Origin of the sequence: Caballeronia hypogeia, assembly GCF_001544875.2 — a bacterium.
GTDB lineage: Bacteria > Pseudomonadota > Gammaproteobacteria > Burkholderiales > Burkholderiaceae > Caballeronia > Caballeronia hypogeia.
This window is the reverse complement of record NZ_FCOA02000007.1, coordinates 74579-98247: the sequence shown is the minus strand read 5'-3', so window position 1 is coordinate 98247 and position 23669 is coordinate 74579. Positions and strand designations below refer to the sequence as shown.

At 60.8% G+C, this 23669-nt stretch carries 23 protein-coding genes and 3 pseudogenes; 11 read left to right on the top strand and 15 right to left on the bottom strand.

The annotated features are described in order from the left end of the window. Positions 1 to 34: 34 nt before the first annotated feature. Positions 35 to 922, top strand: a complete 888-nt coding sequence (locus tag AWB79_RS39480) for a hypothetical protein (protein ID WP_157695764.1) — start codon at positions 35 to 37, stop codon at positions 920 to 922. A gap of 585 nt (positions 923 to 1507) precedes the next feature. Further along, a complete protein-coding gene (locus AWB79_RS13415) occupies positions 1508 to 1807 on the top strand; it encodes a DUF4148 domain-containing protein (RefSeq protein WP_061167915.1) in 300 nt (99 codons plus the stop codon). Between the two features lie 154 nt (positions 1808 to 1961). Here the strand turns inward: AWB79_RS13415 and AWB79_RS13410 are convergent, their stop codons facing one another. The 3 genes from AWB79_RS13410 to AWB79_RS13400 all read right to left on the bottom strand — a co-directional run bounded on the left by AWB79_RS13410 (position 1962) and on the right by AWB79_RS13400 (position 4684). Further along, complete coding sequence (locus AWB79_RS13410) at positions 1962 to 2261, bottom strand: type II toxin-antitoxin system RelE/ParE family toxin (protein WP_061167914.1); 300 nt, start codon at positions 2259 to 2261, stop codon at positions 1962 to 1964. Beyond that, positions 2258 to 2515, bottom strand: coding sequence for a type II toxin-antitoxin system ParD family antitoxin (locus AWB79_RS13405; RefSeq protein ID WP_061167913.1), 258 nt, complete (start codon positions 2513 to 2515; stop codon positions 2258 to 2260). Before AWB79_RS13405 ends, AWB79_RS13410 begins: the two co-directional genes overlap by 4 nt. A gap of 351 nt (positions 2516 to 2866) precedes the next feature. Beyond that, the gene (locus tag AWB79_RS13400) at positions 2867 to 4684 is read right to left on the bottom strand and encodes a site-specific integrase (protein ID WP_061167912.1); all 1818 of its coding nucleotides are present in this window, start codon (positions 4682 to 4684) and stop codon (positions 2867 to 2869) included. A gap of 228 nt (positions 4685 to 4912) precedes the next feature. Between AWB79_RS13400 and AWB79_RS13395 the strand changes: the two are divergent. Beyond that, a pseudogene (locus AWB79_RS13395) lies at positions 4913 to 5563 on the top strand (TetR family transcriptional regulator). A 552-nt stretch (positions 5564 to 6115) separates the two neighbouring features. Then, positions 6116 to 7012: pseudogene (locus tag AWB79_RS13385) on the top strand (hypothetical protein). Between the two features lie 1084 nt (positions 7013 to 8096). On the opposite strand, the gene AWB79_RS39475 reads toward AWB79_RS13385, so the two are convergent. Further along, positions 8097 to 8390, bottom strand: a complete 294-nt coding sequence (locus AWB79_RS39475; protein ID WP_157695763.1) for a hypothetical protein — start codon at positions 8388 to 8390, stop codon at positions 8097 to 8099. A gap of 138 nt (positions 8391 to 8528) precedes the next feature. On the opposite strand from AWB79_RS39475, the gene AWB79_RS41045 reads away from it, so the two are divergent. Both AWB79_RS41045 and AWB79_RS13365 read left to right on the top strand, forming a co-directional pair. After that, positions 8529 to 8960, top strand: a complete 432-nt coding sequence (locus tag AWB79_RS41045; RefSeq protein WP_061167909.1) for an alpha/beta fold hydrolase — start codon at positions 8529 to 8531, stop codon at positions 8958 to 8960. Between the two features lie 331 nt (positions 8961 to 9291). Beyond that, complete coding sequence (locus tag AWB79_RS13365) at positions 9292 to 10071, top strand: IclR family transcriptional regulator (protein WP_061167907.1); 780 nt, start codon at positions 9292 to 9294, stop codon at positions 10069 to 10071. A gap of 7 nt (positions 10072 to 10078) precedes the next feature. Here the strand turns inward: AWB79_RS13365 and AWB79_RS13360 are convergent, their stop codons facing one another. The 4 genes from AWB79_RS13360 to AWB79_RS13345 are packed head-to-tail and all read right to left on the bottom strand — an operon-like array spanning position 10079 to position 13426. Next, entirely contained in the window at positions 10079 to 10879 is an 801-nt protein-coding gene (locus AWB79_RS13360; RefSeq protein ID WP_061167906.1) for a sugar phosphate isomerase/epimerase family protein, read from the bottom strand. A gap of 4 nt (positions 10880 to 10883) precedes the next feature. Then, positions 10884 to 11732, bottom strand: a complete 849-nt coding sequence (locus AWB79_RS13355; RefSeq protein WP_061167905.1) for an intradiol ring-cleavage dioxygenase — start codon at positions 11730 to 11732, stop codon at positions 10884 to 10886. 3 nt (positions 11733 to 11735) lie between these two features. After that, entirely contained in the window at positions 11736 to 12851 is a 1116-nt protein-coding gene (locus tag AWB79_RS13350) for a maleylacetate reductase (RefSeq protein ID WP_232470900.1), read from the bottom strand. Beyond that, entirely contained in the window at positions 12827 to 13426 is a 600-nt protein-coding gene (locus tag AWB79_RS13345; protein WP_061167903.1) for a nuclear transport factor 2 family protein, read from the bottom strand. Before AWB79_RS13345 ends, AWB79_RS13350 begins: the two co-directional genes overlap by 25 nt. A 216-nt stretch (positions 13427 to 13642) precedes the next feature. Between AWB79_RS13345 and AWB79_RS13340 the strand changes: the two genes are divergently transcribed. From AWB79_RS13340 to AWB79_RS13325, 4 genes are read left to right on the top strand one after another with little or no spacing between them, the layout of a single operon-like run. Next, complete coding sequence (locus AWB79_RS13340) at positions 13643 to 15073, top strand: MFS transporter (RefSeq protein ID WP_061167902.1); 1431 nt, start codon at positions 13643 to 13645, stop codon at positions 15071 to 15073. Beyond that, entirely contained in the window at positions 15070 to 15984 is a 915-nt protein-coding gene (locus AWB79_RS13335) for a shikimate dehydrogenase family protein (RefSeq protein WP_232470899.1), read from the top strand. Before AWB79_RS13340 ends, AWB79_RS13335 begins: the two co-directional genes overlap by 4 nt. Positions 15985 to 15996: 12 nt before the next feature. Further along, entirely contained in the window at positions 15997 to 16887 is an 891-nt protein-coding gene (locus AWB79_RS13330) for an alpha/beta fold hydrolase (RefSeq protein WP_061167901.1), read from the top strand. Next, positions 16888 to 17937, top strand: a complete 1050-nt coding sequence (locus tag AWB79_RS13325; RefSeq protein WP_061167900.1) for a Gfo/Idh/MocA family protein — start codon at positions 16888 to 16890, stop codon at positions 17935 to 17937. 94 nt (positions 17938 to 18031) lie between these two features. Here AWB79_RS13325 and AWB79_RS13320 read toward each other — a convergent pair whose 3' ends face one another. Further along, on the bottom strand, positions 18032 to 18316 hold the full coding sequence (locus AWB79_RS13320) for an alpha/beta fold hydrolase (RefSeq protein ID WP_061167899.1): 285 nt from the start codon (positions 18314 to 18316) through the stop codon (positions 18032 to 18034). A 291-nt stretch (positions 18317 to 18607) separates the two neighbouring features. Between AWB79_RS13320 and AWB79_RS38255 the strand changes: the two are divergent. Next, positions 18608 to 18866: pseudogene (locus tag AWB79_RS38255) on the top strand (IS3 family transposase); the annotation flags it as partial. Between the two features lie 82 nt (positions 18867 to 18948). Here the strand turns inward: AWB79_RS38255 and AWB79_RS40420 are convergent. The 6 genes from AWB79_RS40420 to AWB79_RS13295 form a co-directional block, all read right to left on the bottom strand. Then, positions 18949 to 19293 carry a ubiquitination-like system serine protease family protein gene (locus AWB79_RS40420; protein WP_074169370.1) on the bottom strand — a complete coding sequence of 115 codons (345 nt, stop codon included), beginning with the start codon at positions 19291 to 19293 and terminating at the stop codon, positions 18949 to 18951. After that, positions 19290 to 20696 (bottom strand): ThiF family adenylyltransferase, encoded by a 1407-nt coding sequence (locus AWB79_RS13310; protein ID WP_061167897.1) that lies wholly within the window; start codon positions 20694 to 20696, stop codon positions 19290 to 19292. Before AWB79_RS13310 ends, AWB79_RS40420 begins: the two co-directional genes overlap by 4 nt. After that, on the bottom strand, positions 20696 to 21625 hold the full coding sequence (locus AWB79_RS13305; protein ID WP_061167896.1) for a multiubiquitin domain-containing protein: 930 nt from the start codon (positions 21623 to 21625) through the stop codon (positions 20696 to 20698). The genes AWB79_RS13310 and AWB79_RS13305 overlap by 1 nt, the downstream gene beginning before the upstream one ends. 103 nt (positions 21626 to 21728) lie before the next feature. Beyond that, positions 21729 to 21947 (bottom strand): hypothetical protein, encoded by a 219-nt coding sequence (locus AWB79_RS40415; RefSeq protein ID WP_232470898.1) that lies wholly within the window; start codon positions 21945 to 21947, stop codon positions 21729 to 21731. Positions 21948 to 22250: 303 nt separating this feature from the next. After that, positions 22251 to 22844: a hypothetical protein gene (locus AWB79_RS13300; protein ID WP_061167895.1), complete on the bottom strand. Its 594-nt coding sequence runs from the start codon at positions 22842 to 22844 to the stop codon at positions 22251 to 22253. Beyond that, positions 22841 to 23632: an RNA polymerase sigma factor gene (locus AWB79_RS13295; protein WP_061167894.1), complete on the bottom strand. Its 792-nt coding sequence runs from the start codon at positions 23630 to 23632 to the stop codon at positions 22841 to 22843. Before AWB79_RS13295 ends, AWB79_RS13300 begins: the two co-directional genes overlap by 4 nt. Positions 23633 to 23669: the final 37 nt, after the last annotated feature.

Sequence of the window (23669 nt, the reverse complement as noted above, 5' to 3'; positions counted from 1 at the left end):
CAGTCGATTCGATCAAAGTATCAGTAGGGAAGAAATGACAGACAAACCAGATGCCCCAATATCGCGAGATCCCCTCGCTCTTGCTGCGCTCTACCACTCGGGGCTCGGTGGCGCCTGGAACACACAAAAAGATGCGGTCGCAGCGCTGGCGCCGGTTCGGCCCAAGGTAACAGCCGAAATCCTCGTCAGAGCAGTAGGTGTCTCGAAGCTTCCTGAACCGGTACTTTCGCTCTTCAATGTTGCTGGGATTCTTAATCAAACGGCAAGGGAGCTTTGTCGGCTTGCCCGCAAGCACGGCGAGGATGGCCTTTCGGAACAGGCGCTACATATCGATCCCCGAGGTAAAACTTGGCGTCAAATCGTCGATATGCTGGACGGTAAGGAGCCTTCTTCGCCTGTACGTGCGCCGAAAGCTTTTCCGCCTCTAGTGCTCGCTTCTGAATACAAGCGAGGACTTGCCGAAGGGCGTTGGACCTCGACAAGGTCGGCTGAAGCAATCACCGGCTGGGGTAGAGCCCGTGTGCTAAAAGCTGTCGCGATCTCGGACTTGCCCCCTCAGGTACTCGAACTCTTCGAACTGACGCCGATTACGTTCGATCTTGGAAATATCTTAGTCAGGATCCAGAAAGCAATCGGCACGCGCGAACTGGCGACGCGCGCGGAGAAAATGTTGCTGACTCCGCGACGCCGCACGACAGACGAGATCGTGGCGACGCTGTTGCAGGTGCGCCCCGAACAGGGTGTTGAACTCGTTGTTCGGCGTGAGCCAACGGCTATGGTCTTTGAATTCAGGGTGGGGCTGGCGGAAACGGAAGAACTGATGGTTGGCACTGACGAGTTGGCGGCACTAGTGCAGGTGTCTGTGATGAACATGAGATTCAAACGGCATGTCGGTTCAGTCTCGGTCCGCAAAAAGCGTTGACAGAAAGTCGATATACTGAATTTGACGCTGCCGCCCGCAAACCCGGGCGGGCGAATGACCTCGGAAACAATTGCGGTTAAACTACTGTATATATATACAGTACGTCAGCCCTCTCGCTATGTCTCTTCCGAGCTTCCTGCCCGTCAGCTACCACGAACTCAGGCTGCTTTGGAGCCGCTACACAGGCGCGACGCGGACGTCCACGGCCGGTGTTAGAAGTACAGCGCTTCCGCGGAGTTGTTGGCGGGAGGAGGGGCACGGTCAGCTCGTCGCGCTAGAGAAACTCCGCCTCTTACACTAAGCAACGAACGGACACGCTAGCGGAGAGCAGTGGCAACCGAGTGGGAGTTTCACCGGTGAAACTGCGGAACGAAGTAGCCGCGAGCGCTTCCGCCGGCAATTTAGCGCGTCCGGTCATCATGCGATCCATCGAAAAGGCCAGGGTGGGCTGCTAGGGTTATCCCGAATAAAGCAACGATTTATTGTTCGATCGTTTGTTAATCTTAAGCAAACGCCTAACTATACTGAGATTACCGAAACGCAAACAGGGCTGTTTGCGAAGAACAAAATCTGGAGGTAATCATCATGAAACTCGCAACTCTCATCGTCGCCGCTGCACTCGCTATCCCGGCAGCTTCTGCGTTCGCTCAGAGCCAATCGGTGACCCGCGCGCAAGTGAAGGCGGAACTGGTTCAGCTTGCACGGGCTGGTTACAACCCGAGCATGGATCGCACGACGTACCCGGCGCAGATCCAAGCTGCCGAAACCAAGGTCGCGGCACAAAGCGGCCAGAACAGCTACGGTGGCGTCGCCGACACTGCATCGGCATCGGGCGGCCCGGCTCACACCGGCAATAGCATCGCTCCGGTCTATTTCGGTCACTAATCGACCGATCGAGCCAACAGGCTCGCGCTAGAGAGAACTGGCCGCTGCCGGGATACCGCAGACGGCCAGTTTGCTTATTAGCACCTCCGCCACCGGGCGTAGCCGATGGCTTTCCCAGCACTTAACTCGTCCTGGGCTTTTTTTGGTTGTGGGGCTATGGAAAAAGAATAGCGGCGATGTCCCTGGCGTTATGCAGCACGTGAATGACGTCGACGCGCTCGGGCCGCCCGGTGACGCGATAGAAAATCTGGTAGCTGCCGTGAACGCGATGTCGCACGCCGCAATCTTCGTAGCGAGGCACGAGCGGGTAGGCGAGGGGCATGTCTGCGAGGCTCATGCACCTGTCACGCAGCTCGCGAACGAAGCTCAAGGCACGGCGTGGATTGTCGCGGGCGATGTAGTCGCCGATGGCCTCAAGCTCGGCCTCGGCTCCGGGCAGGATGCGAACAATCATGCCTTGCCATTCACCATCGCCTGATACTTGGCTTCCAGCCGGTCGAACACTTCTTCGGCTGGTTTTCCTCGACCCGCGTCTGAATCGGCGATGCCTCGCTCGATCACGGCATCTAGCGCCGCAAGCTGTGTCTCGCGATCCTGAATGAGTCGCACGCCTTCGCGGAGCACTTCGCTTTTTGAGCCGTAGCGTCCCGTCTCGACCAGCTTGGTAATGTAGCCCTCAAGCTGTTGTCCAAGGTCTGCACTGATCATGGTTGTACCCTCCGGGGCAAGTCACCGTAGTATTATAACCATTATCAACTATTATCAAATGCAGCAACGAGGCTTCTCAACTTCCCACCAGGGTGCAACGCTGAGATCCAACGGTTGATTTTTTGGAAGTACCGTGTTCGCGGCATCTTCGACGCGCTTACCGCTCAGCAGTCATTTAGAAGGGGACTGGCGGGAATGAGGGCCAGGGGCAGCCCCGTCCTGACTGGGAACGAGACCTGAAGTAATCCGCACGGCGCTCGTCGCCGCAGCAATGGTGCAGGTGATAGAGCACTTAAAAGCGGTAACGCATTGAACAGCATTCTCCTTTCCCTGAGACCCGGTCGCCACTTTTCAACTCTCACCGGGAGTGTCGACTCTAGGGCGGCGGTAGAACGACGCCGCTTCTCGAAGCATCCGCTGCCTCTCAGCCTGGACATAAATCGACGTCGTCTGCAACGACGCATGTCCGAGGATCTTTTGCACGACGTCCAGCGGCACGTCCTCCGCAGCGGCGTGGGTCCCGAAGGTGTGGCGGAAAGAGTGCGTCGACGTGCCGGCCAGCAACTTCATGTCGTCTGTTGACAGATCCGGCATCCCTTTGATGATTCGCTTTCTAGCCCATTCCATTAATAGATTGACGGTGTTCACGTGATACCCCAGCGGCTTCCCGTCGGCGTGCTTCCGTTGCGCTTGCTCTGTTGGAGGGATGAAAATCGGCGCGAGTAGGGGTCCGGCCGTTGCGCTCTCGAAATCCTCGCCGCGATCGCGCCAGTGTGCCGCCAGCGCTTCGATGGTGGCGGGACTGACGGGCACGGTCCGCTCCTTGTTTCGCTTACCGATGATCGACAATTGCCACACGACATCGTCGCCGTCCCCGTAAGTGGTCGGCGACATTCGTTCCCTGCGCGCGCCCGCCAGTTCTTCGCGGCGAAGGCCCGAGTCGGCAGCTAGGAGCAGCGCGACGCGCACCGATCGCCAATGGGTCGCCGTGTCGGGCTTGCATTGGCTGTCGATATAGCCACGCATGCGCGCCCAAAGCTCGGCGGGCAGGGCGCGTTCGACTTTCAGAACGTTCTCTCGTTCAACCACCACGGGGTCCGATACGGCCGTCCAAGGATTGCCTGCCAAATAGCGGACGTCGACCAGCCACGCAAACGCCGCCCGGAGCGCACGGACCGCGTAGCGCTGACTTTCAGGACTCAGCTCGTTGGCCGCGAACGGTCGCCAGCGACCGCTTGCTCGTGACTGGCGTGTGCCGACGAAGGGCGGCGAGGGCGCTTTGAGGAAGTCGCGGTAGGCCTCGCAATCGTCGGCCAGCAGAGAACTGAGCGGTTTGCGCCTGACGGTCACGGTCCACAAGAGGAACCGCTCCAGCTCCTTCGTGTAAGCGCGCAGGGTCTTGGGCTGCTCGCGGTAGCGGTGCAGGTAAGCGCGGACCGCCTCAAGGTCGTTATGCGCCGCGATGTAGGGGAAGCTGGCGTGGCGGTTGAGGCCGCCGGCGCCGGAGAGTTCGCTTGGCAGCCGCACGCGCTCCAGTGGTGCCAAAACGCCCGAATCCGTATCGATCGTTACGAGTTCGCTTTCTGGTGCCGACAGCGGATCGTCGACCGACACGTCTGCGCCGACGTGCGCGCCGATCGCGTCCTCGTTCTGACGTAGCCACGACACGACCCGCTGTGCGCGCCCGGGCCCAATGCGCGGAACCGCTCGCCACCAACTCCCGCCCCGGCGGTTGCAGAAGTCCACCAATTCAGCCAGCGTGTGAATGCCCGCGTCTTTGAGCCGTCGGGCGACCAGCGGCCGGAACCACATGCCGACCCCGTGCGTCGGCTCGGGCCTGGCGACGGCCAACAGCGCCGCCTGCTCGACCATCTTCAGCGTGACCGCCGTCAGACGCGCGCTGCCGTGCGCCTTCGCCGACGACTTCAGGTGATCGGCAAGGACCGACGACCCGTGCTGAAGCGCCAATTCGACCAGTTCCGTCTGCATGCGCCGCAGAAACGACTCGACCCAGCCCGGCGTCGCTTCGTTGCCGTCTTCGTCCTCAGAAAAATACAGCCGCGCGATCGTCGACGCGGGGATGCGCTGCACGTACGCCCGGAGCGCGGCGAAGTGATTGCGCGTGTACATGGCGCGGCTCTTGGTGACGGTCTGAGGCTTGTTGGCCATGTTGAGCGGGCTTCTTCGTTGCCTGGAGGCCCGTCTGGGCCGAACGTAGATGCTCTACCACCTGATTTTACCCATTAAACGCAAGCGTGATAATAACAATTATCACGCTTGAAAGTTTTGTAATATAAGTCTCGGGCACCGTGGAACTGACTCCGGACGCCTCCACGGCCACCCTTGAGCGCCGCGCGCATAATCCACGTGTATCCAGCATCGCCGGAGGCGACGACCATGAACGAGCCGAGAACCAGAAGAGATCCCGGGGGCACGCGTCGGTGCAGCCTGGAGGGCGGCGACACAACAGTTTTCAACTTGCAGACTGTCGGGGGCCCGCGTCGACGCCATTGCCACGGCCGCGGATAGCAACGAGCGGATGCTCTATTACTACTTCCAAAGCAAGGGAGGCCTGTACGTCGCGGTCCTCGAGACGATGTATGCGGAATTCGCGCGTCATGAGGTGAGCCTTGACCTCGCGGGACTGCAGCCTGCCGCCGCGATACGAACGCTTGCTTTCATCTGGGATTACTTCCGGGCGAATCCGAGGTGGTTGAATCTCATCAACAACGGAAATCTGCATGAAGGGCGGTACCTCAAGCGGTCGCCCAAACTGACCGAGGCGATTTCGCCCGTGATCGACTTGGTGCGCGCGACTTTGGCGCGCGGGGCAGCCATTGGGGATTTCCGGGCCGATGTGGACGCGCTGGATTTCCACGTCACGCTGGCCGCAATGGGTTACTACCCGGTTTCCAATCGGTTCACCCTGAAAGCGTTTGTCGGACGGGACTACAGCGAACCGTCGGTCATCGAGGCGGAGACTGAGTTGCAAGTCAAGAGATGCTGATTGCATATCTGCAGCCGGCGTCGCCAGGCGCATCGCCTTGAGCTTCGCGTCTTCCCCGGAAGTTACTGCCGCTGCCGACGCGTGATCGACGGACGACCGACCGGTCCGATCCTGCCGACGAGTTCGCTCGCTGCTTCGCGATCGCTTCGCGGGCCTTGACCGGCGAGGCTGCCGAGATCGCCGCCGCGATGACGGTCAAGTTCTCCACCGGTAAGGCCTTCAAGGCGCGGTCGACGTGTCTTGACGTCTCGAGACTTCAGGCGTGGGCGAATGCACGCGGCCGGATCAAAACAACTGGCTCTCAAGCGGAAGTAGATTGGCCAGCTTGACGGCCGTCAGTCGCTCGCGCCCGTCGGGATGAATCGAGCGGATCATGACGCGCTGACCGCGCGCCTCACCTAAAATCTCGACGATGCGATCGCGGTAACGCGCCAGCGTGCCGCGTGACGGTTTTCGCTTCGTGCGACGGCAAGTCGATGAGGGCATAAGCGAGCGGTGGCATGTGTCGCTACGATTATGCCAAGCTTTCGCCTGCCGCGCGTATCCGTCGACGCACACCGGCACACCGACAACTAGGCCTGTGGTGAAGTCGCATGCCAGCACATAAATGGACTTTCGCGCCTCGCTTCAGACGCTCGGCGTTCGGGTGGAGATCGGCGCTGCCGATCCAGCGTATCAAAGAAGCGATATCTGAAATCCGTTCCGCCGCACGCGTCCGACCCAGGGCTGGGCGCAGAGGGCGCAGTCCTGCTGCTCGAAAAATTGTCGCCTGCACTCGAGCAGGTTGACAGTTCGTCGGGCGCTCTGGGCAGCGCCGTCAATCGCGCAATCGATGTGCTGGTGCCGGTGATCGCCGCGGCCGACGTGCCGCAAGCGGTGCGGGACCGCTGGTTAGAACGACTGTTCGAAGCGTTACAAGAGGATCAGATGCCGTACATCGAGAGTCTGGGCGAACACTGGGGCACATTATGTGTCACGCCCGAGATCGCTTCTCGATGGGCAGACCAATTATTGCCGCTTACGCGCTCGCTGCCAATCGGGCAGCGACCTACCTTGCGACCTTTCGGGCAATCGCAAAAAAGTATCCCGATCGTGCGCCGCAAAGCATTCTTGCCGACCTCATTGAATCGGAGCCTGGCTCGCTAGGCAAATGGTTCGCCGCAGCGAAAGACGCGGGTCTGCTGGATATTGCGCTTTCGCTTGCGAAGAATCACCCGACAGACCCCAAAACGCTCACGCGCGCGGCGCGCGAATTTGCAGTGAAGCAGCCGTCATTCGCAATGGCCTGCGGACTGTGCGCTTTGCGATGGATGGATGCCGGCTACCGTTACGAGATAGCGCCTATCGATGTGCTCGACGCTTACGACGCGACGGTCAAGGCCGCGGCGGCAGCGGGCGTTCCGGCGCCGGACGTGCAGGCTCGTGTGCGACAACTCGTCGGAGCGCCTTCCTCGATTATCGCGAAGGTGCTCGCAACAAAACGGGCCTGACCTCCGCACTGCGAACGCGACGAACTGGGCGGCTGCATTGAAGCCGACGCGCGACCCAGTCAGAGCATTACTGCTTTGTGTAGTAGCTCGAGTGCCGTCAACTCGTCTAAACGCACTGAGAAGGTCGGATTTGATCTTCTCTCTATGGCGCCGTCGGAGAGGAGCTTCCTCTCTGAAATTGAGCTGGCCTTCTCGGAACTTGTAGTCGAAGATGGTTACCGGCTCCGTCCTCTCACGTTACCCCCGCGCACCATCAACGCAGCAAACGCAAGAAGCTATAGTGCGGTTGAACTTTTTGTCCGCCGTGTAACTTCCGCGGACTATCACTTCGAGCTTACGGAGGCGAACGTAGAGCAGGTGACGGCGTTATGCAGGGCGCTCGATGGTGTCCCACTGGCATTGGAAATCGCTGCAGCTCGCGTGCCATCGCTGGGTCTCACAGCGGTCACCGAGGATTTAGCCCTTTCGTCCGGATTGCTAGCCGCTCAGAAACGCCAGACCTCGGCTCGCCATCGGACGCTTGGTGACGCGATGCAGTGGAGTTACCAATTACTCGACTCCGTGGAACAAGCGGTGTTCCAGGAGCTGGCCGTCTTCCCTGCCGATTTCACCGTCGCTGCCGCAGAACGTATCGTATCCACCAAGCTGGAAAGGCCCGGCCGACTGGTTGATGTGCTTTGCAGCCTCGTTGAAAAGTCGCTGATCACGTTGCAGGCCGGAACCCAGCCAATTCGCTATCGCTATCTAAGCATGCTGCGGGCATACGCCCTGGAGCAGCTTGCGAACCGCACGGCGGCCGTGACGGAAAGGCATGCTCGATTCGTTGAGCAATTGACTTCTCAAGCCCAACAGGATTGGACCTCGCTACCCACGACGCAATGGAAGCGACAATACGAACACCACATTGACGATATCAGGGCCGCTCTTAACTGGTCATTGTCAGATAGTAAGCGCCGTGCCTCGGGTCTGCTCATTCTCGCGAACTCCGCCCCATTCTGGATACAACTATCACTCTGCTTTGCGGCATCCTCGTCTCTCGCACGGTATCGGGCACGATCGCCGCACATTTTGGATGGCGCTCTGTCTACGCATTCGCGGCAGTCGCGATGGTCGGCGTTGCCATCATGCTTGCGCGCGTGCTCCCGCGTATCGAGCCGACCTTCTCGGGTAGCCGCGCACGAAGCTTATGTAGTTTGCCGGCGAGCTGTTGCGCATCCGTCTCCGTGAGCATGGCATACGCGAACACAAGCGACTCGTCCTCGCGGCGAAGGGCGCCGTCGAGAAACTCGGGCAAACCGTCCTGCAGTAACTCCATGCACAGCGGTCCATCGGGCAGCCAGTCGAAATCGCACGCGACCATCGAGCGAATTCGATTCACAACCTGTATTCGGATCACGCCCATCCTTTGAAGCACGGGCAAAGTCTTGATGCATTCAGCTTCCTTCAGATCCGTACGGCTGCGCTGCTAGACGACGTCGGGGCTACCGTCATCAAAATTGAAGCTCCCGGGGGCAACATGTTGCGGCATTATCCATCGACCCTCGAAGGCGAATGCCGTCCTTCCTCGGAGGCGGATTCAGCCGCCTACGCCGAAGGACCGCGCTGGGCCGACGATCTCGCCGCAGTGATCGAATCCGCGCACGCGGTTAGGCCCGTGCTTGTCGATTGGTCGCTGGGCGGCGCGGTCATCTCGAAATATCTCGCGGCGTCCGGCGACAATGGCATTGCGGGCGCGGTCTATGTGGATGGCGTCATCGAACTGAAGCCGGATCAGATCGTCTCGCATCCGGATGTCTATCGCGACATGGTCTCGCACGACCTGAAACGCATCTCGATGGTGAACGAACCTTCCTCGCACTGTGCTTTCACGCAACCGGACCGGATCACATTCGAGCGCTTGCGGGCGAACGCTGCCATCGCTTCGTGGCAGATGCAGTCGTCGGCCTAGTCGATGAGCATCCCTGTGATCGAAGGACTCGGAAACGCACACGTACCGGTGTTACAGCTGTATGGCGCGCATGATGCACTCATTGATGCCCATGCCGCGATAACGCGAGCGCGTGAGATCAATCCGCGCATCTGCAGCACGGTCTATGCGGAATCGGGGCATGCGTCGTGCATCGAAGAACCGGATCGATTCGATCGCGACCGTGCGGCTTCTCTGCGTTCGACGTCCTCGCAATAATCAGTTCCCCCTTGTGAATGATCGGCTCTGATGCTTCCTTGACAGTCTTAACCGACGCGATACACTGTTCCTTCATATGAACGGAGGCGCAGCCATGCGGCATGAGGAAACCGAGTCGAATAGCACGGTGAAGTCGGCGGATCGCGTGCTCGATCTGTTCGAACTGCTGGCGCGCTGGGGGCGAGAGATGTCGCATACGGAAATTGCGCAATCCCTGGACATTCCCAAGAGCAGCCTCACCAAGCTCATGCGCAATCTTACGGATCGCGGTTATCTGCGCTTCGTGCCGGAAACCAAGGGTTATCGTCTGGGCGATGCCATTCTCAAACTGGCGCAGCAATCCAATCAGTTGCGCAGCCTGATTGCATGCGCGGAGCCGGTGCTGAGCGATATCACGCAACAGACGGCGGAGTCGTGCGCGCTCAATCAACTGAAGGGCGAAGAGGTCGAGGTGGTGGCCACGGTCGTCAGTCAGCAGCGGCTGCAATCGCATATGCGGCTGGGCGATCTCGCGCCGCTGTACGCGGTATCGGGCGGCAAGGTCATTCTTGCCTTTCTTCCCGACGTGATGCGCGACGAATACCTGCGCTCGCTATCGTTCGAGCGATTCACCCGCAACACCATCTCCACCAAAAAGGCGCTGCTCAACGAGCTTCAAATGGTGCGCACGCATGGCTTTGCACAGTCGATGGAAGAGTACACGCCGGGCATTGTCGGCGTCGGCGTGCCGATTCTTTCATCGACGGGCTTTCCGCTCGGCTCGCTGAATCTCGCCATCCCCGCCGTGCGCTTCTCCAGCGAAGTGGGTGAGCGCTCGGTCGCGATCCTCAAGGCCGCGGCCGCGCGCATTCAACGTCAATATCTGGCGGAATAATGCGGGATTAGTTTGCGAGAAAGTTTCGCGTCGCCTGCATGACGCGGTGCGCCTGTTCATCGAAGGGAAGGCCGCGCAGTGCCAGCGTCGGCGCTTCGACTGCAAGCGTTAGATCCGCGCGAAGCTGCGCGAGCAGCGCGTGCAGCGGCAGTTCGCCGTCGCCGGGAAGCAGGCGCGCGGTGCGTGCCTCGGTGCGTCGTTGGGCTACCGAAACAGGCGATGCAAGCGGCGCGTCGCACAACTGAATATATTCGATCAGCGCCGGATCGATCCGCCCGACATCTTCCGCCTTCGCCCCCGAACGGAATAGCTGCAACGCATCAATCAGAAGCCGCGCGTTCGGCTGGCCACTGTCTTGCACAGTCGCGAGTGCATCCGGCAGGGTGCCGATCGCGCAGTAGGTGATCAGTTCGAGACCCACGGTCATGCCGAAGTGCGCGGCGGCTTCGCAGAGCGCGCAGAAGTTGTCCATCAGGCGGGCGCGATCGTCGTCGAAGCCCACGGCCAGCGCATGCGACGCGCCCAGCCGATGCCCCGCTTCTAGGGCCGGCAACAGATCGTCGATCTTCGTATCGGGCTGTAGCCAGATTGCTTCGATATCAAGCAGCTTCACGCCGGTTGCATGCATGCGCGCTTCGAGTTCCCGAACCAGCGCGGCATCGTGCGCGACATCGACGATGCGGTCAGCCGCCGTCGGCGCGACCACGCGTAAGCCATAGTAGTCGAAGCCGCCCGCATGCGCGGCATCGACGAGTTGCAGCGGATGCGCATCGAGCATCGTGAGGTGGTGCAGGGAAAGCTTGTGCATAGGATCATCCTTGTCGATGCTGATCGGGCAAAACGAAGTCGTAGGCGAGCAGGGCGGTGTCCGGTTCGTCGTCGACCGATCCGAGCCGTTCGATCAGCGCGTCCTTCACGCCGAACACCACGTCCGAGTCGAGATACCGGTCGCCATCGAGAAAGACGTGCGTCACGATGGTCTCGAACCCCGGCGCACTCAGCTTGAAGTGCACGTGCGCCGGCCGATACGGATGACGCCCTTGTGCGTCGAGCATCTTTCCCACAGGCCCGTCGTTCGGAATCGGATAAGCGGCGGGAACGATGGAGCGGAACCAGAAGCGCCCGTTGTCATCGGTGCGAAAACGCGCGCGCATATCCAGCGCAGCGCGGCCGGTGCTGCACTGGACATCGTAAAGGCCTTCATCGTCCGCGTGCCAGGTTTCGATCAGCGCACCCGCAATAGGTTCGCCGCGCTGATCGCGCACCGTGCCGCGCACGAGCAGCGGCGGTCCGTCGGCATCGTGCGAAATATCGGCGCCCAGCGGGAGGTCCTGCGCCTCCTCGACATAGAACGGACCAAGCACGGTCGTCTCCGTCGAGCGGCCCGCGAATCGATGATTGATCGCATCGACCAGCATGGACACGCCCAGCGTATCGGACAGCAGAATGAATTCCTGACGCGTGTCGGAACACATCTGCCCCGTCCGGGTGAGAAAGTCGATGGCGCGCGCCCATTCCGCTTCGCTCGGCTCGATCTCCTTCACGAACGCGTGCAGATGCCGCACCAGCGCCTCGCTGATGGCGCGCGTGCGATCGTCCTTGCACCCGCTCAGTCTGCTCAGAACGGCTTGCGTGATGTTGTCTTCGTTGAAATTTCGCATAATTTACGTCTTGACTGATTCAATCCGCACCGGCCGCTCACCGCGCCACGCTCGCGCCAGCATCACGCGCAGCGCGCGTGGGTCGGGCTGTCTCGGATTCAAATAGGCGTTTTGCGTGATCAGTTCGATCGCACGATCGACACCGTCTTCCGGCATGCCGAGCGCTTCGAGCGAGAGCGGCACGTTCAGTCCGCGCGCCAGTTCGTACAGACCGGTCCATGCATCCGGCGCATTCAACGCACGTGCGATACGCTGCATGGCAACCGGCGCGGCATCGGCGTTATAGGCGGCAATATGGGAGATCATCACCGCGTGGGTGTGTGCGTGCGGCAAGTCGAAGCTGCCACCCAGCACATGACAGATCTTGTGATGCAGACCCATGCTCACCGCGCCCAGACAGGTGCCGCATAGCCATGCGCCGTATTGCGCGATGCGCCGCGCATCGATCGACGAAGGCGCTCGCATCACCTCGGGCAGCGCGCCCGCGAGCGACGCAATGCCTTCCTCCGCCATCAGCGATGTGATCGGGTTGCCGTCGGCCGCATAGAGCGCCTCGACCGCATGCGCGATCGCGTTGAAACTGCTTGCCGCGCTCATCGCGGGCGGCAGCGTCATGGTGAGTTCGACATCGTAGATTACGACTTGGGGCAGCACCTTGCGCGTGCGTTGTGTGCGCTTTTCGCCATCGCGCGTCTCGCCGATGATCGGCGTCACTTCCGAACCCGCGTACGTTGTCGGCAGGACGATCTGCGGTAGATCGGTTTGCAGCACGATGGCTTTTGACAGACCGATGGCCGAACCGCCGCCTATCGCGATCACGCAGTCGGCTCGGGCACGTTCGACGGCGTCCAGCGCGCGAACGGTGACGTGCCAGGGCGTATGCATGGCGGCATCGGTAAAACGGCCCGTCGACGCGGGATCAAATGCAGCGGCAATCTCGTCGGACCACGCGCGCTGCTCCGGCGTCGTCACGATGAGCGGACGGGAGCAGCCGAGCCGCGCGACTTCGGCGGCTACATCCGCGCGCCGGCCTGCGCCGAACAGCACGCGCGCCGGCAAAGGTTCATAGACGAACGCCTGCGCATGGCGATCCATCACAAGGTCCCCGATTCGAGCCATGCACGTCCACGCGCATACAGCGCTTCGACGACAGGCCCGGTCAGGCCCGGCATATCGCGTTTGACCGCATAGCCGATCTTCGTCTGAATATAGGCGAGGTGACGATAGCCCTCGGGAAATCGGCCGAGGATTTCGGCGTCGAGATCGAGTTTGACGCCGGTTTCGACGGGATCAAGCCGATCCTTTTCATAGATCGGCTGACGCAGGCGGAGCAGCCAGTGGCCGTCGATTTTCTCGTAGAAGTCGTAGAAGCGACCGGTACAGACGACGTCGCAACGATGACCGTGCACGTCGCCGCGCTGCGAGATGGTCATCTTCGTCTGCGCGATGGCGCGCGAACCCGCCAGATCGATTGCCGTGCCGCCCAGAAAATGCAGGATGCTGACGCCGCGTCCCCAGCCTTCCTGTGTCACGCGGATGAACTCCGGTCCGGTGCCCTGGAACCAGGTCGCCATCATCACGCCATCCGAATGCCACAGCGTGGCGAAGCGTTCCCAGTCGCCCGCATCGCGCCATACCGCCCAGTTTTCAATTGCTTCGCGGATGGCGATGCGTTCCTGCATGTCGTCGTTCATCGAGGGATCCTCACTGTTCGCATATGGAAATGAGTTCCTATCGTGATTGATGAGCGAGCGCTAAGTCAAGCATAAAACACCCTTTCTCGGGACAATCCCTACTTTGTTCCCATATGGAAATGGTGCTTCGAAACGCGTTGACGGTCTTACTCAACAGTTTCTATTATAGAACTACGCTCCGTACAGAAACAGATGAGCGATTCACCGGAGACACGCATGGCGAACATGACAGAGCACGAACGGCACGGACGGCGACAGTCGAAAATGGCGGCGGCGAGCGGATGGATCGGCTCCGCGCTCGAGTACTATGACTTCTTCATCTACGCGCAGGCAGCGGCGCTGATCTTTCCGCAGATATTCTTTCCGAAGGGCGATGCGAAAGTGGCGATCGCCGCATCGCTAGCGACCTACGGCATCGGCTATGTCGCGCGCCCGATTGGCGCCATCGTGCTCGGTCATTGGGGCGATACGCACGGCCGCAAATCAGTACTGCTGGCCTGCATGTTCCTGATGGGCGTCTCGACGATGGCCGTCGCCTTTCTGCCCACGTACGAGCAGGCCGGCTTCTGGGCGCCCGCGATGCTCGTGGCGTTGCGGCTGCTGCAGGGCTTTGCTGTGGCGGGCGAAATCTCCGGGGCTTCGTCGATGATTCTCGAACACGCACCGTTCGGACGGCGTGGTTATTACGGCAGCTTCGGCATGCAGGGCGTGACCGCGGGCCAGCTCCTCGCGGCGGCGGTGTTTCTGCCGCTGAGTCACTATATGCGGGAAGATGCGTTCTTTTCCTGGGGCTGGCGCGTGCCGTTCCTGATGAGCGCAGTCGTGCTCGTCGCCGGCTATTTCATTCGCCGCGAGGTGCGCGAAACACCGGCATTCGCACGCGAAGACGAGCGGGGCGAGGTGCCGCGCTCGCCGCTTCGCCTCGCAATCCGGTATTGCTGGGACGACATGCTGCGCGTGACCTGCATGGCGATCATGAACGTGGTCCCCGTCGTCGCCACGATCTTCGGCGGCGCGTATGCGGTGCAAAAGGCGTACGGCATCGGCTTCAGCAAGGATATGTACCTGTGGATTCCCGTGCTTGGCAATATCGCGGCGATGATCGTGATTCCGTTCTGCGGCGCGCTTTCGGATCGCGTGGGGCGGCGCTGGCCGATCATCGTCGGAACCTTCGGGTCGGGGCTGCTGTCTTTCGGCTATCTGTATGCGATCAGCATCCACAACGTTGTACTGGCGATCCTGCTGTCCATCCTGATGTGGGGAGTGGTGTATCAAGGACAGAACGCGGTTTATCCGAGCTTTTTTCCGGAACTGTTTCCGACTCGCATGCGCGTGACGTCGATGGCGGTTGCGCAGAACGTCGGCACGGCAATCTCTGCCTTGCTCCCCGCGCTGTTCACCGCTGTCGCGCCGCCCGGCTCGACACATATCTGGCTCACGGTCGGCGCAATCACGTTCGGCATTTCGGTCCTCGCCTCGATTGCCGCTTACTCCGCGCGCGAGACCTTTCGCCTTCCGATGAGCGAACTCGGCAGGCGCGATGCGGTGCCGCTCGGCCGCGAAGAATACGAATGCCTCCGCAATGCAGACAAGCGCGATCGCTCGGCGGCGCAAGCGGAACTCGACGAACAGCGCAGCCGCGCATGACCAACACGACTTATCGGGAGAACATATCGATGTCCGTATCAGGCGACACCCACATGGAGCGGCTGCGGCTCGATGCACCGGCCGATGCACTCACGCGCCTGTTCTTTATCTTCGGCTCGCCGATTGCGCATGTGCGCGCGCCGGTCGTCTGGAGTACGCTGATGAAGCGCTACAGCGCCAACGCGCTGATGCTCCCCGCCGATGTCGATGCCGAGCGTTTCGATACCGCACTCGCCGGCGTCAAAGGAATGGCAAATGTAGACGGCGTCATCTTCACGATGCCGCACAAGTTCGCGGCGATGAAACATGCCGACGTGCTGAGCGCACGGGCGCGACGCATCGGCTCGATCAACCTGTTGCGTCGTCGCGCCGGTGGAAGCTGGGAAGGCGATAACGTCGACGGCGCGGGCTTCGTCGTTGGCGTGCGGGCCGATGGCATCCGGCTGCAAGGCGCGCATGTGTATCTGCATGGCTGCGGCGGCGTGGGACGCAGCATCGGCTGGTCGCTGGCGATGGAGGACATCGCCCGTCTCACGCTGTTCGATCTCGACGCGACGCGCGCCCACGCGTTGGCAGAGGCGATCCGGCAAGACAGCAAGGTGCGTATCGAAGTGGCGACGAAGGCGGGCGGGCCTGACATGCGCGAAACGGATCTGGCGATCAATGCCTCGCCGCTCGGCCTGAATGCCGGCGATGCGCTGCCGTTCTCCGTCGATCGCCTGCCGCCGCATGCGGTGGTGGCGGACGTGATCATGGACCCGCGCACGACGGCGCTTCTGCACGCAGCGAGCGCGCACGGCCTGAAGGTTCATCACGGCAGAAACATGATGAACCACGCCATGCCGGTAGCCGCTTCATTTTTCGGACTGGACGATGCCTTCGACTGGAACGGCGCGTCGGTGCAAGGCTGACGAGGACACACGATGTTCGATGATTTCACCCGCTTCGATATCGAAGCCGGCGAGGTGCGCTTCAAAGGCGTGACGGGCGGTGACGGTGCGCCGCTTCTGCTGCTACACGGCTTTCCACAAACGCATATCGTCTGGCGGCACATTGCACCGGTGCTCGCGCGTTCCTATCGCGTGATTGTGCCGGACTTGCCGGGTTATGGCGACAGCCGCACGCTGTCCGCGACACCGCGATGGACCAAACGCCGCGTCGCGCACGCGCTAGTCGAACTGATGCGCAAGCTGGGACACGAGCGCTTTGCCATCGTCGGGCATGATCGTGGCGCGCGTGCCGGGTATCGCCTGGCGCTCGATCATCCCGCGTGCGTGGCGGCCTACGCGTCGCTCACGGTTGTGCCGATTATCGACGCGCTCGATGCCGTGGACCATCGCTTCGCCATGAATGCGTGGCACTGGTTCTTTCTCTCGCAACCCGCCGACCTGCCCGAGCGCATGCTTGCGGCGGACCCCGATGCGTTCATCGAGCGGTCGCTCGCCAAGACCGCGGGCGGGCTCGATCGTATCGATCCTGTCGCACTGGACGCTTACCGCCGCGCCTTCCGCGATCCTGACGTGCGGCATACCATGTGCGAGGACTATCGGGCGGCAGTCGAAGAAGACGCGGAATACGACGCCTTCGACCGCGCACGCGGCGCGCGGCTGACGTGCCCCGTCCTCGTGCTGTGGAGCCGGCGCGAGCGCGAAGGGCAGAACACAACGCCAGTCGATATCTGGCGCCGCTGGGCCGACGATGTCAGCGGATGCGGCATCGCCGGCAGTCATCTGTTGCCGGAGGAATCACACGAAGACGTGCTGCGCGAACTGGTTCCGTTTCTCGCGCGGCATGCACGAACAAAGGAGGGTTGAATGACCGGAAGAATCAATATTGCCGTGATCGGCGCGGGCGTGATCGGCAAGCGTCATGTACACGAGATCGCTCATAACGACGCGTGCAGACTGGCCGCGATTGCCGATCCGACTCCCGAGGCCGCCGCGTACGCGGATACGCTGAACGTGCCGTACTACTGTGATTATCGCGAGGCGCTCGCGCGCGGCGATGTCGATGCGGCCATTGTCTGCACGCCCAATCACACGCACCTCGAAGTGGGGCTTGCGTGCATCGGGCACCAGTTGCCCTTGCTGATGGAAAAGCCCATCGCCGACGATATCGATTCCGCCCGCAAGCTCGCTGACGCAGCCACGGCCGTAGGCGTCGCGTTGCTGGTCGGACATCATCGCCGGCACAATCCGTCGGTGCGCGCGGTGAAGGAAGCGATCGAAGGCGGCCGCATCGGCAAGCTGGTGATGGCGAACATCATGTGTCTGATGTACAAGCCCGATGCTTACTTCGAGGTGCCCTGGCGGCGGCAGCCGGGCGGCGGGCCGGTGCTCATCAACCTGATCCACGAGATCGACTTGCTTCGGCACCTGTGCGGCGAAATCGTCGCTGTGCAGGCGGTGGCATCGAACGGGACGCGTGGACACGAAGTCGAAGATTCGGCGGCATGCACGCTGACACTCGCCAACGGCGCGCTGGCCAATATCAGTCTGTCCGATACCACGTCGGCACCGTGGAGCTGGGAGACGACAGCCGGCGAAGATCGCGCGCTGTTCGATTATCGCCCTGTACCTACGCATTTTTTTGCGGGGACGGACGGCGCGCTCACGCTGCCGGATCTGGCGCTGTGGTCGTACCGCGCAAAGAAAGGCCGCGATCAGCCGATTCAGGAAACGCGCCTCCCCATGGTCGAAGAGAACGTGTACGCAGCGCAGTTGCGACATTTCCTCGATGTGGTGAGAGGTGACGCACGGCCCGTGATCGATGGGCACGACGCCGCCCGGACGCTTGCGGCGACGCTCGCCGTGGTCGAGGCGGCGCGGACGGCGCGGCCTGCGACGCCTTTATTCGTTCAATGATCGCAGAACTCGCGTAGCGCGGTGACGAGCAGTTCCGGCTGCCAGAGGGAACAGATCGGCTGCGACTTGCTTCTTCGTATAGCCAGATTCGGTCTTATTCAAACTGGAGGCAATCTCGTCCCAATCGCCGACGCCGGGAATGGACGCGTCGAGGGACGGTCAGCGAGCGGGTAGGAAACTGCCACGCGTACGCGTAAGCGACCATCGCGCCGATATCGTGGCCTACGACATGCACCGGGTCTTCGCCGATGCTCTGGACCTTGTCGGAAAAGACTACGCCCCGCAAGTCCGGCACGATCAGCGTGAAGTTCTCGCCGAGCGGACGAAGCACGCGGTTCCACTCCCACCAGTTCTGCGGAAAGCCGTGGATGAGCAGCATGAGCGGCGCCGTGCCGACCGGCTGGCCTCCGATGACATAGTGGAGCGCCCCGGTCGAAGGAGCGCAAAGTGGGCACCCGCAAGCAGCGCGAACTGACCCGCGAAGAGTTGAATGAAGCGATTCTGGCGACGGCGCGAATGCGGGTTGGCTCGGTGCTTAAAAGCCCTTAAACATAGAGATTTCTCAACCCTAAACCCGGACATTTCTAAAAAGTTTCAACCCGGACATTTGTATCTAGCCTCGACATGCAGTTTTCCTAAACAAGTACGAATGCGATCGACTACCGCTTCTCGTCTGCAAGATGACAAGGTCGCCGTGGCGCGGAGCAATCAGCGATGGTGCTCGGTGCTCTGACGGATTCGAATTTCGCTACGACAACGGCGAACCGCTGCGCGTGACGTTTGCGCTGGACTGTTGCGACCGCGAGGCAATGAGCTGGGCGCCCACGACGGCATGCCAAAGCGGCGATATTGTGCGTGACGTGATGATGGCTGCGGTGGAAAGCCGCTTCGGCAATGCGTTGCGTACGCCGTCCGAAACCGAATGGTTGATGCTCGCGGTGCAGCCAATTACCATACCGCGGCTCAAGCGACCTAAACATCGGCCACGCGCGTCATCGAACGAGCCAGCCGTCAAGTCTTGCACCACTCGATCAACCCCTTCCGGATCCAAAAATGACATCGGCACGATTCCCGCTGATGGATCGAAGGCGAAACCGTTGGGCGCGTCCAAAAATCATGTTCAATCTCCCAGCGCGGACGACGCTCTGGATTTAGCGATAGCGATATCGGCACACCGCACCCACCTGGACAGCTTAGGCATGCCCATTTCTTCACGCGGCCATCCACCACCAGCCACAGCTCGCCGGCAGGAATTTCGGTTCTGCCCGGGTGTCGATCAACTCGTGTCACGAGCAAGTCGAAGTCCAGGATACCAACGCGGCGCAGTATCAACGCGAAGGATCGTTTCCTACTCATTCAATCACGCCAAGAAAAGGATTCACGTCGCCGCGGCCCCAGGTGGTCTCGGTTCCACAAACAGGGCATGTCGGAACCGGTCGGCACGTCATCGAACGATCCTCCACACGGTCGAATCGGCGAATGCGGTTGTGCCTCATGCCGCCCTGGCCGCGGAAACCTGTCAATCCCTGGATCAGCTCATCCACTGCAGCACAAGCAATGCTGGTAGTGAACGTGACCACTGCCGGGGCCGGGTCGCCACCGCCCTCCACATACGCTTCAGCCTTGCGACGTTCGAACTCCACGGGGTCGTTGCGCTGCAATCCTTCGGCCGCAGCACGCTGGGCATTGACGACACCAAGGCACATCAGGCAAGGGTTGCCCGGCCTGATCGTCGTGACGCGGCCCGTCATGTCGTAGTCCACCTCGCTTTTCGCCGACCGCATGCGCAACCCGACGTCGATCAGCGGAATGCCGTAGTAATGGGCAAGCCGATTCAGGGTGAGTCGACCCTGGTTGTCGTCGGTACAGCCGAAAAGCACATCGCAGGACCGCAAAACGTCACGCAGCGCTGGATCACCCGCCCACGCACGCCGAGTAACCACCTGGTTACCCAAGCCGCAAGCCTCGATTTCGCGCGCGAGGATGTCCACCTTGGCCACCTTCGCCGACACGTCCGTGGCTCGCGATCCGTGGACACGGTTGAGATTGGTCGTGTCGATTGTGTCGTTGTCCATCAATGCGAGGTGACCGACACCCAGCCGGGTCAGTAGCGAAACCACTGCACTGCCTGTACCACCGCAACCTATAACTCCAACGCGGAGCGCCCGCACGATAGGATTGAAACTCTTACCGAATAGCGCAGCCTGCCGAGCCAGAAACTCCGTATCTTCGCGTTCAGCTTCCGCGCGCCAGATCTTGATCTTGCTTCCGACAATGGAGATGGAAGAAGCTTGCGTGGCCGCTGTGGCCGAGGTCCACAAGCGTCCCACGATGGCATCGTGCTGACCGAAGACCATGCTGGCAAGTCCCTGAGTTCCCTTATTAAAGGTGGTCCGTGCCAGCTCAGCTTCATTGCGATCGTCCTGATCGGAGAAGAACGCGTTCGCGCCAGGATGTGTGTGAACCAGCCCTGGAACAAGTTTGCGGTGCTGCGCTTGGCCCAGCAGCCGCATGAATCCCTGCGTTGACCATGTTACGTGCACTGAGGAGGACGAGACCATCTCGTCAGACGTAATCGGCACCACGTCATGAGAGATTAAGCGGACGCGCGGCTGATTGGACCAAGGATCGGCCGCAATTTCGGCCTTGCCGAACAGCACATAGGCCGCGGCCTCCGCGCCGTTCTCCCTGTGAAGCAGCGAGCGCAGCGTCGCCTCATGAGATTCCAGCAAGATGATGTCCAGCGCTGCGGCCGCCATCACTTGGCCTCCGTCAAGGCGTGCTCGATGCGCTTGATCATCGTGTGCAGGCCATCGACGCCCGGGCGCCAGCTGTTGTTGTGGCGAGACCAGCGTTGCCAGTTGCGGCCCACAAAGGCGTGCGCCTGATCCGCGCAAGTGGGGAAACGGCCAGCGGACATCAACGTCAACCAGGGATCGCAGAAAAACATGTCCGGCGCCACGTCGGGATACCCCGGCGGCAGGATCACCAGCACGTCAGCGGCGGGGTAATTGAACTTGCCCGGTGGCAGTTGCAGCTGTTTCAGCACGATACCCGTGTGGGTGCCGTCACCGAGAACTTCCACGTCGAACCCATGGCTGTCGAGATAGCGCTGATCTGCTTCCGGCAGGGCCGCCAGACCTTCCGTCGTGTCGCGGATCAGCGTGATGAAGCGCTCGATGCCCGGTTTGCCAAGATCGATCAAGTCGGTATCACGGATGAGCACGTCGTGACCGCCGCCACGCACTTCGAGATAGACGTCATAGGTGTCGGTAGGGACGCCAGCCAACGCCTTCAGGATCTTGCCACTGATGGACGGCTTGCCCCATTCCATTTGGCGATCGTCGATCGTGAACTTGTAAGCGCGATCCGTCTGGAAGATGATGAAGCGCTCTGCGCCGCGTCCACGCAGATCATAGGTCTCATCGAGCCGCAGATCTTCGAATTCACCGGATGGCAGGATCGCGTAAATGCTGTAGTCCGCCACTGGACGCACTTCGGCAGCCTGCAGGATCTGGCGGCCGGTAGGAACCGGATCGCTCAGGTCCAGATTGCGCTGATTGAGCTTTTCATCGGCCACCACGATACGGTAGAGGTGTGCCGCGCGGAGACTGCGGCCTTCGCGGATAGCGGCACCAACTTCTTCGAGCGGAATACGGCGGTCATCGCCAAGATTTTGCGTTTGCATATGATTGACCTTCTGTCGGCCGTCTGCGGGATTGCAGTTTTCTTGGCCTTCACTAGATCAATCGCAGCCGATTTCCGTACCGGAAAGCTCGTTCATTCTTTTTTTATGGTGATCGCGCTGGCCGGAAGCTCGCCACAGATGAAGAAGCTGGGACACCTCGGGCAAGTGCGCGCCTCTTCCTACACAGGAAAGTCACCCGCGCGGACGCGCCTAATGAACTCCTGCACCCCATCGCCGCGATAGCTCGCGCTTTCCGTGCGGCAAGCCGCTCGCTTAACTCGTTTGCTGCCTTGTTGGAGAAGGGGAGAACAAGAATGGACATCGGGTCCGCGCCTTGGGCCAGAAGGCTCTCGATGCGCTGCCCCAGTGTTCGGTCTTACCCGTGCCGGGACCTGCCTGCAACTGGAATGCCGTGCCGCGATGGTTGGCCGCTGCAATTTGGGTAGGGTCGGGGGTCAATACGGTAACTGCTGCGGTAGGCTCCGCGAGGACGGGAGGCTCGGCCGGCAAGAGCAGTGCATCCAGAAGCTGCTGCTGGACAACTTGCAAGGGCGCGCCCCTTCCGCGACCGCGGCTTGGCGGATGCGTTCCGCCTCTCGCCGTGCAGCTTCAGTCGCGTGCATGGCTAGTCTCGCAATGCCCGCAAAGCCTCCCTCTGGGCTGGCGTTAGTTGGGAGGTGTCGATTGCCTGTTCGAACGATATCTGAGCGGCCACCTCGGGTTTCACGTTCGATCTAAAGCTCTGGTTGGACACCATTGCGGGCGGGCTGCGCAGATAGGCCGACACCGCATCAGCGGCCGCACCAAGTTCGGTGGCGAGCCGCTGAACAAAGCGCCATGGAATGGTGGCGGCGTCAATCGCTCGTTCGCGCACGCGGATTAAGAACAGGTTGCTGATATCCAGCCTCTTGGCCACCGTCTTGAACGCTGTAGGGGTCAATTGCGCAAAAGGGTTGGCACCAGCAGTGCCCTGTATCGACTCCATCGCTGCTTGAAACTGTTGCCAAGCCTTCTCCACGGACTCATCAGACGAAACCTGCGCATTTTCGCCGGCAAGGGAGAAATCCATCATCAGTTCAATCGAGCAGTCCACGAGGGCGTGCGCATGTTCCGGGTACTGGCTCAGGTAGCGCTCCAGCGTTGCTTGGTCATGCTTGTGCTCAACGGAGAACGCAAGGAGAACTTCTTCTTCATCGAGTCTGGAATGTTCGGCGCTCATAGTTCAGCTTCCTTTTCAAGAACGGCCTTGAGAGCTTTGTAGGCGCGATCACGACGGTTGCGAACCGTCCGTTCGTCGCACTGCAGAATGCGTGCGATTGTCATGACATCTTGATCTTTGGCATCAATTGGAACTCCCTGCAACAAGAGGCCTATAACCCGTTTTTGATCCTCTGGTAGACGGTCAATCGCAGAGAAAAGCACCAACCGGAAAGTGGGATCGTCAATTTTTTGTGGATCACCACCCAAGAACGCCTCCAAGGCGACTTCGACTTCGGGCGAGACCTCGCGACCGTCGTGCTCCTGGGATCCCAGGGGGACGGTAATCATGTCGCCGGCGATCGCCTTGAACTTGCGCAACACGGACGTTCGCAGCGCAACCATTGCTTGATCGAAGTGGATTTCGTAGAAGTCCAGCAGGCCAGCTTGTGAAGCGCAATCTTTCGTGATCAACACAACAAAGCGGCTAACAATCTCGTCGCGGATATCGGTCGCACTGCCGATACGAGAGTTCCAGATCGCCGAACGCAGTGACTGGTCAACTCGCTTCAGAAGGATACGAAAAATCTTCTCGAACTCCCCGCGTTCACCCTTGGCCCAAGCGCCCCTCAGAAAGTGAACCAGCACTTCTGTTGGCACGTACTCCGAGTGCTTCTTTGCGACGCCGTCAAATCGCGAAAGTCGAGCATTGGCCTCAATTGGCTCAAGCACTTCGATCGAGGCTTCAATTTTAGGCGGCCGCTGATAGAGCGCACCGTCTTTCTTTTTGCGTTTAAGTGCTACCGGCATCCGTCGTCTCCAGTATCTCGTTCGGCAGGTCGGCGCA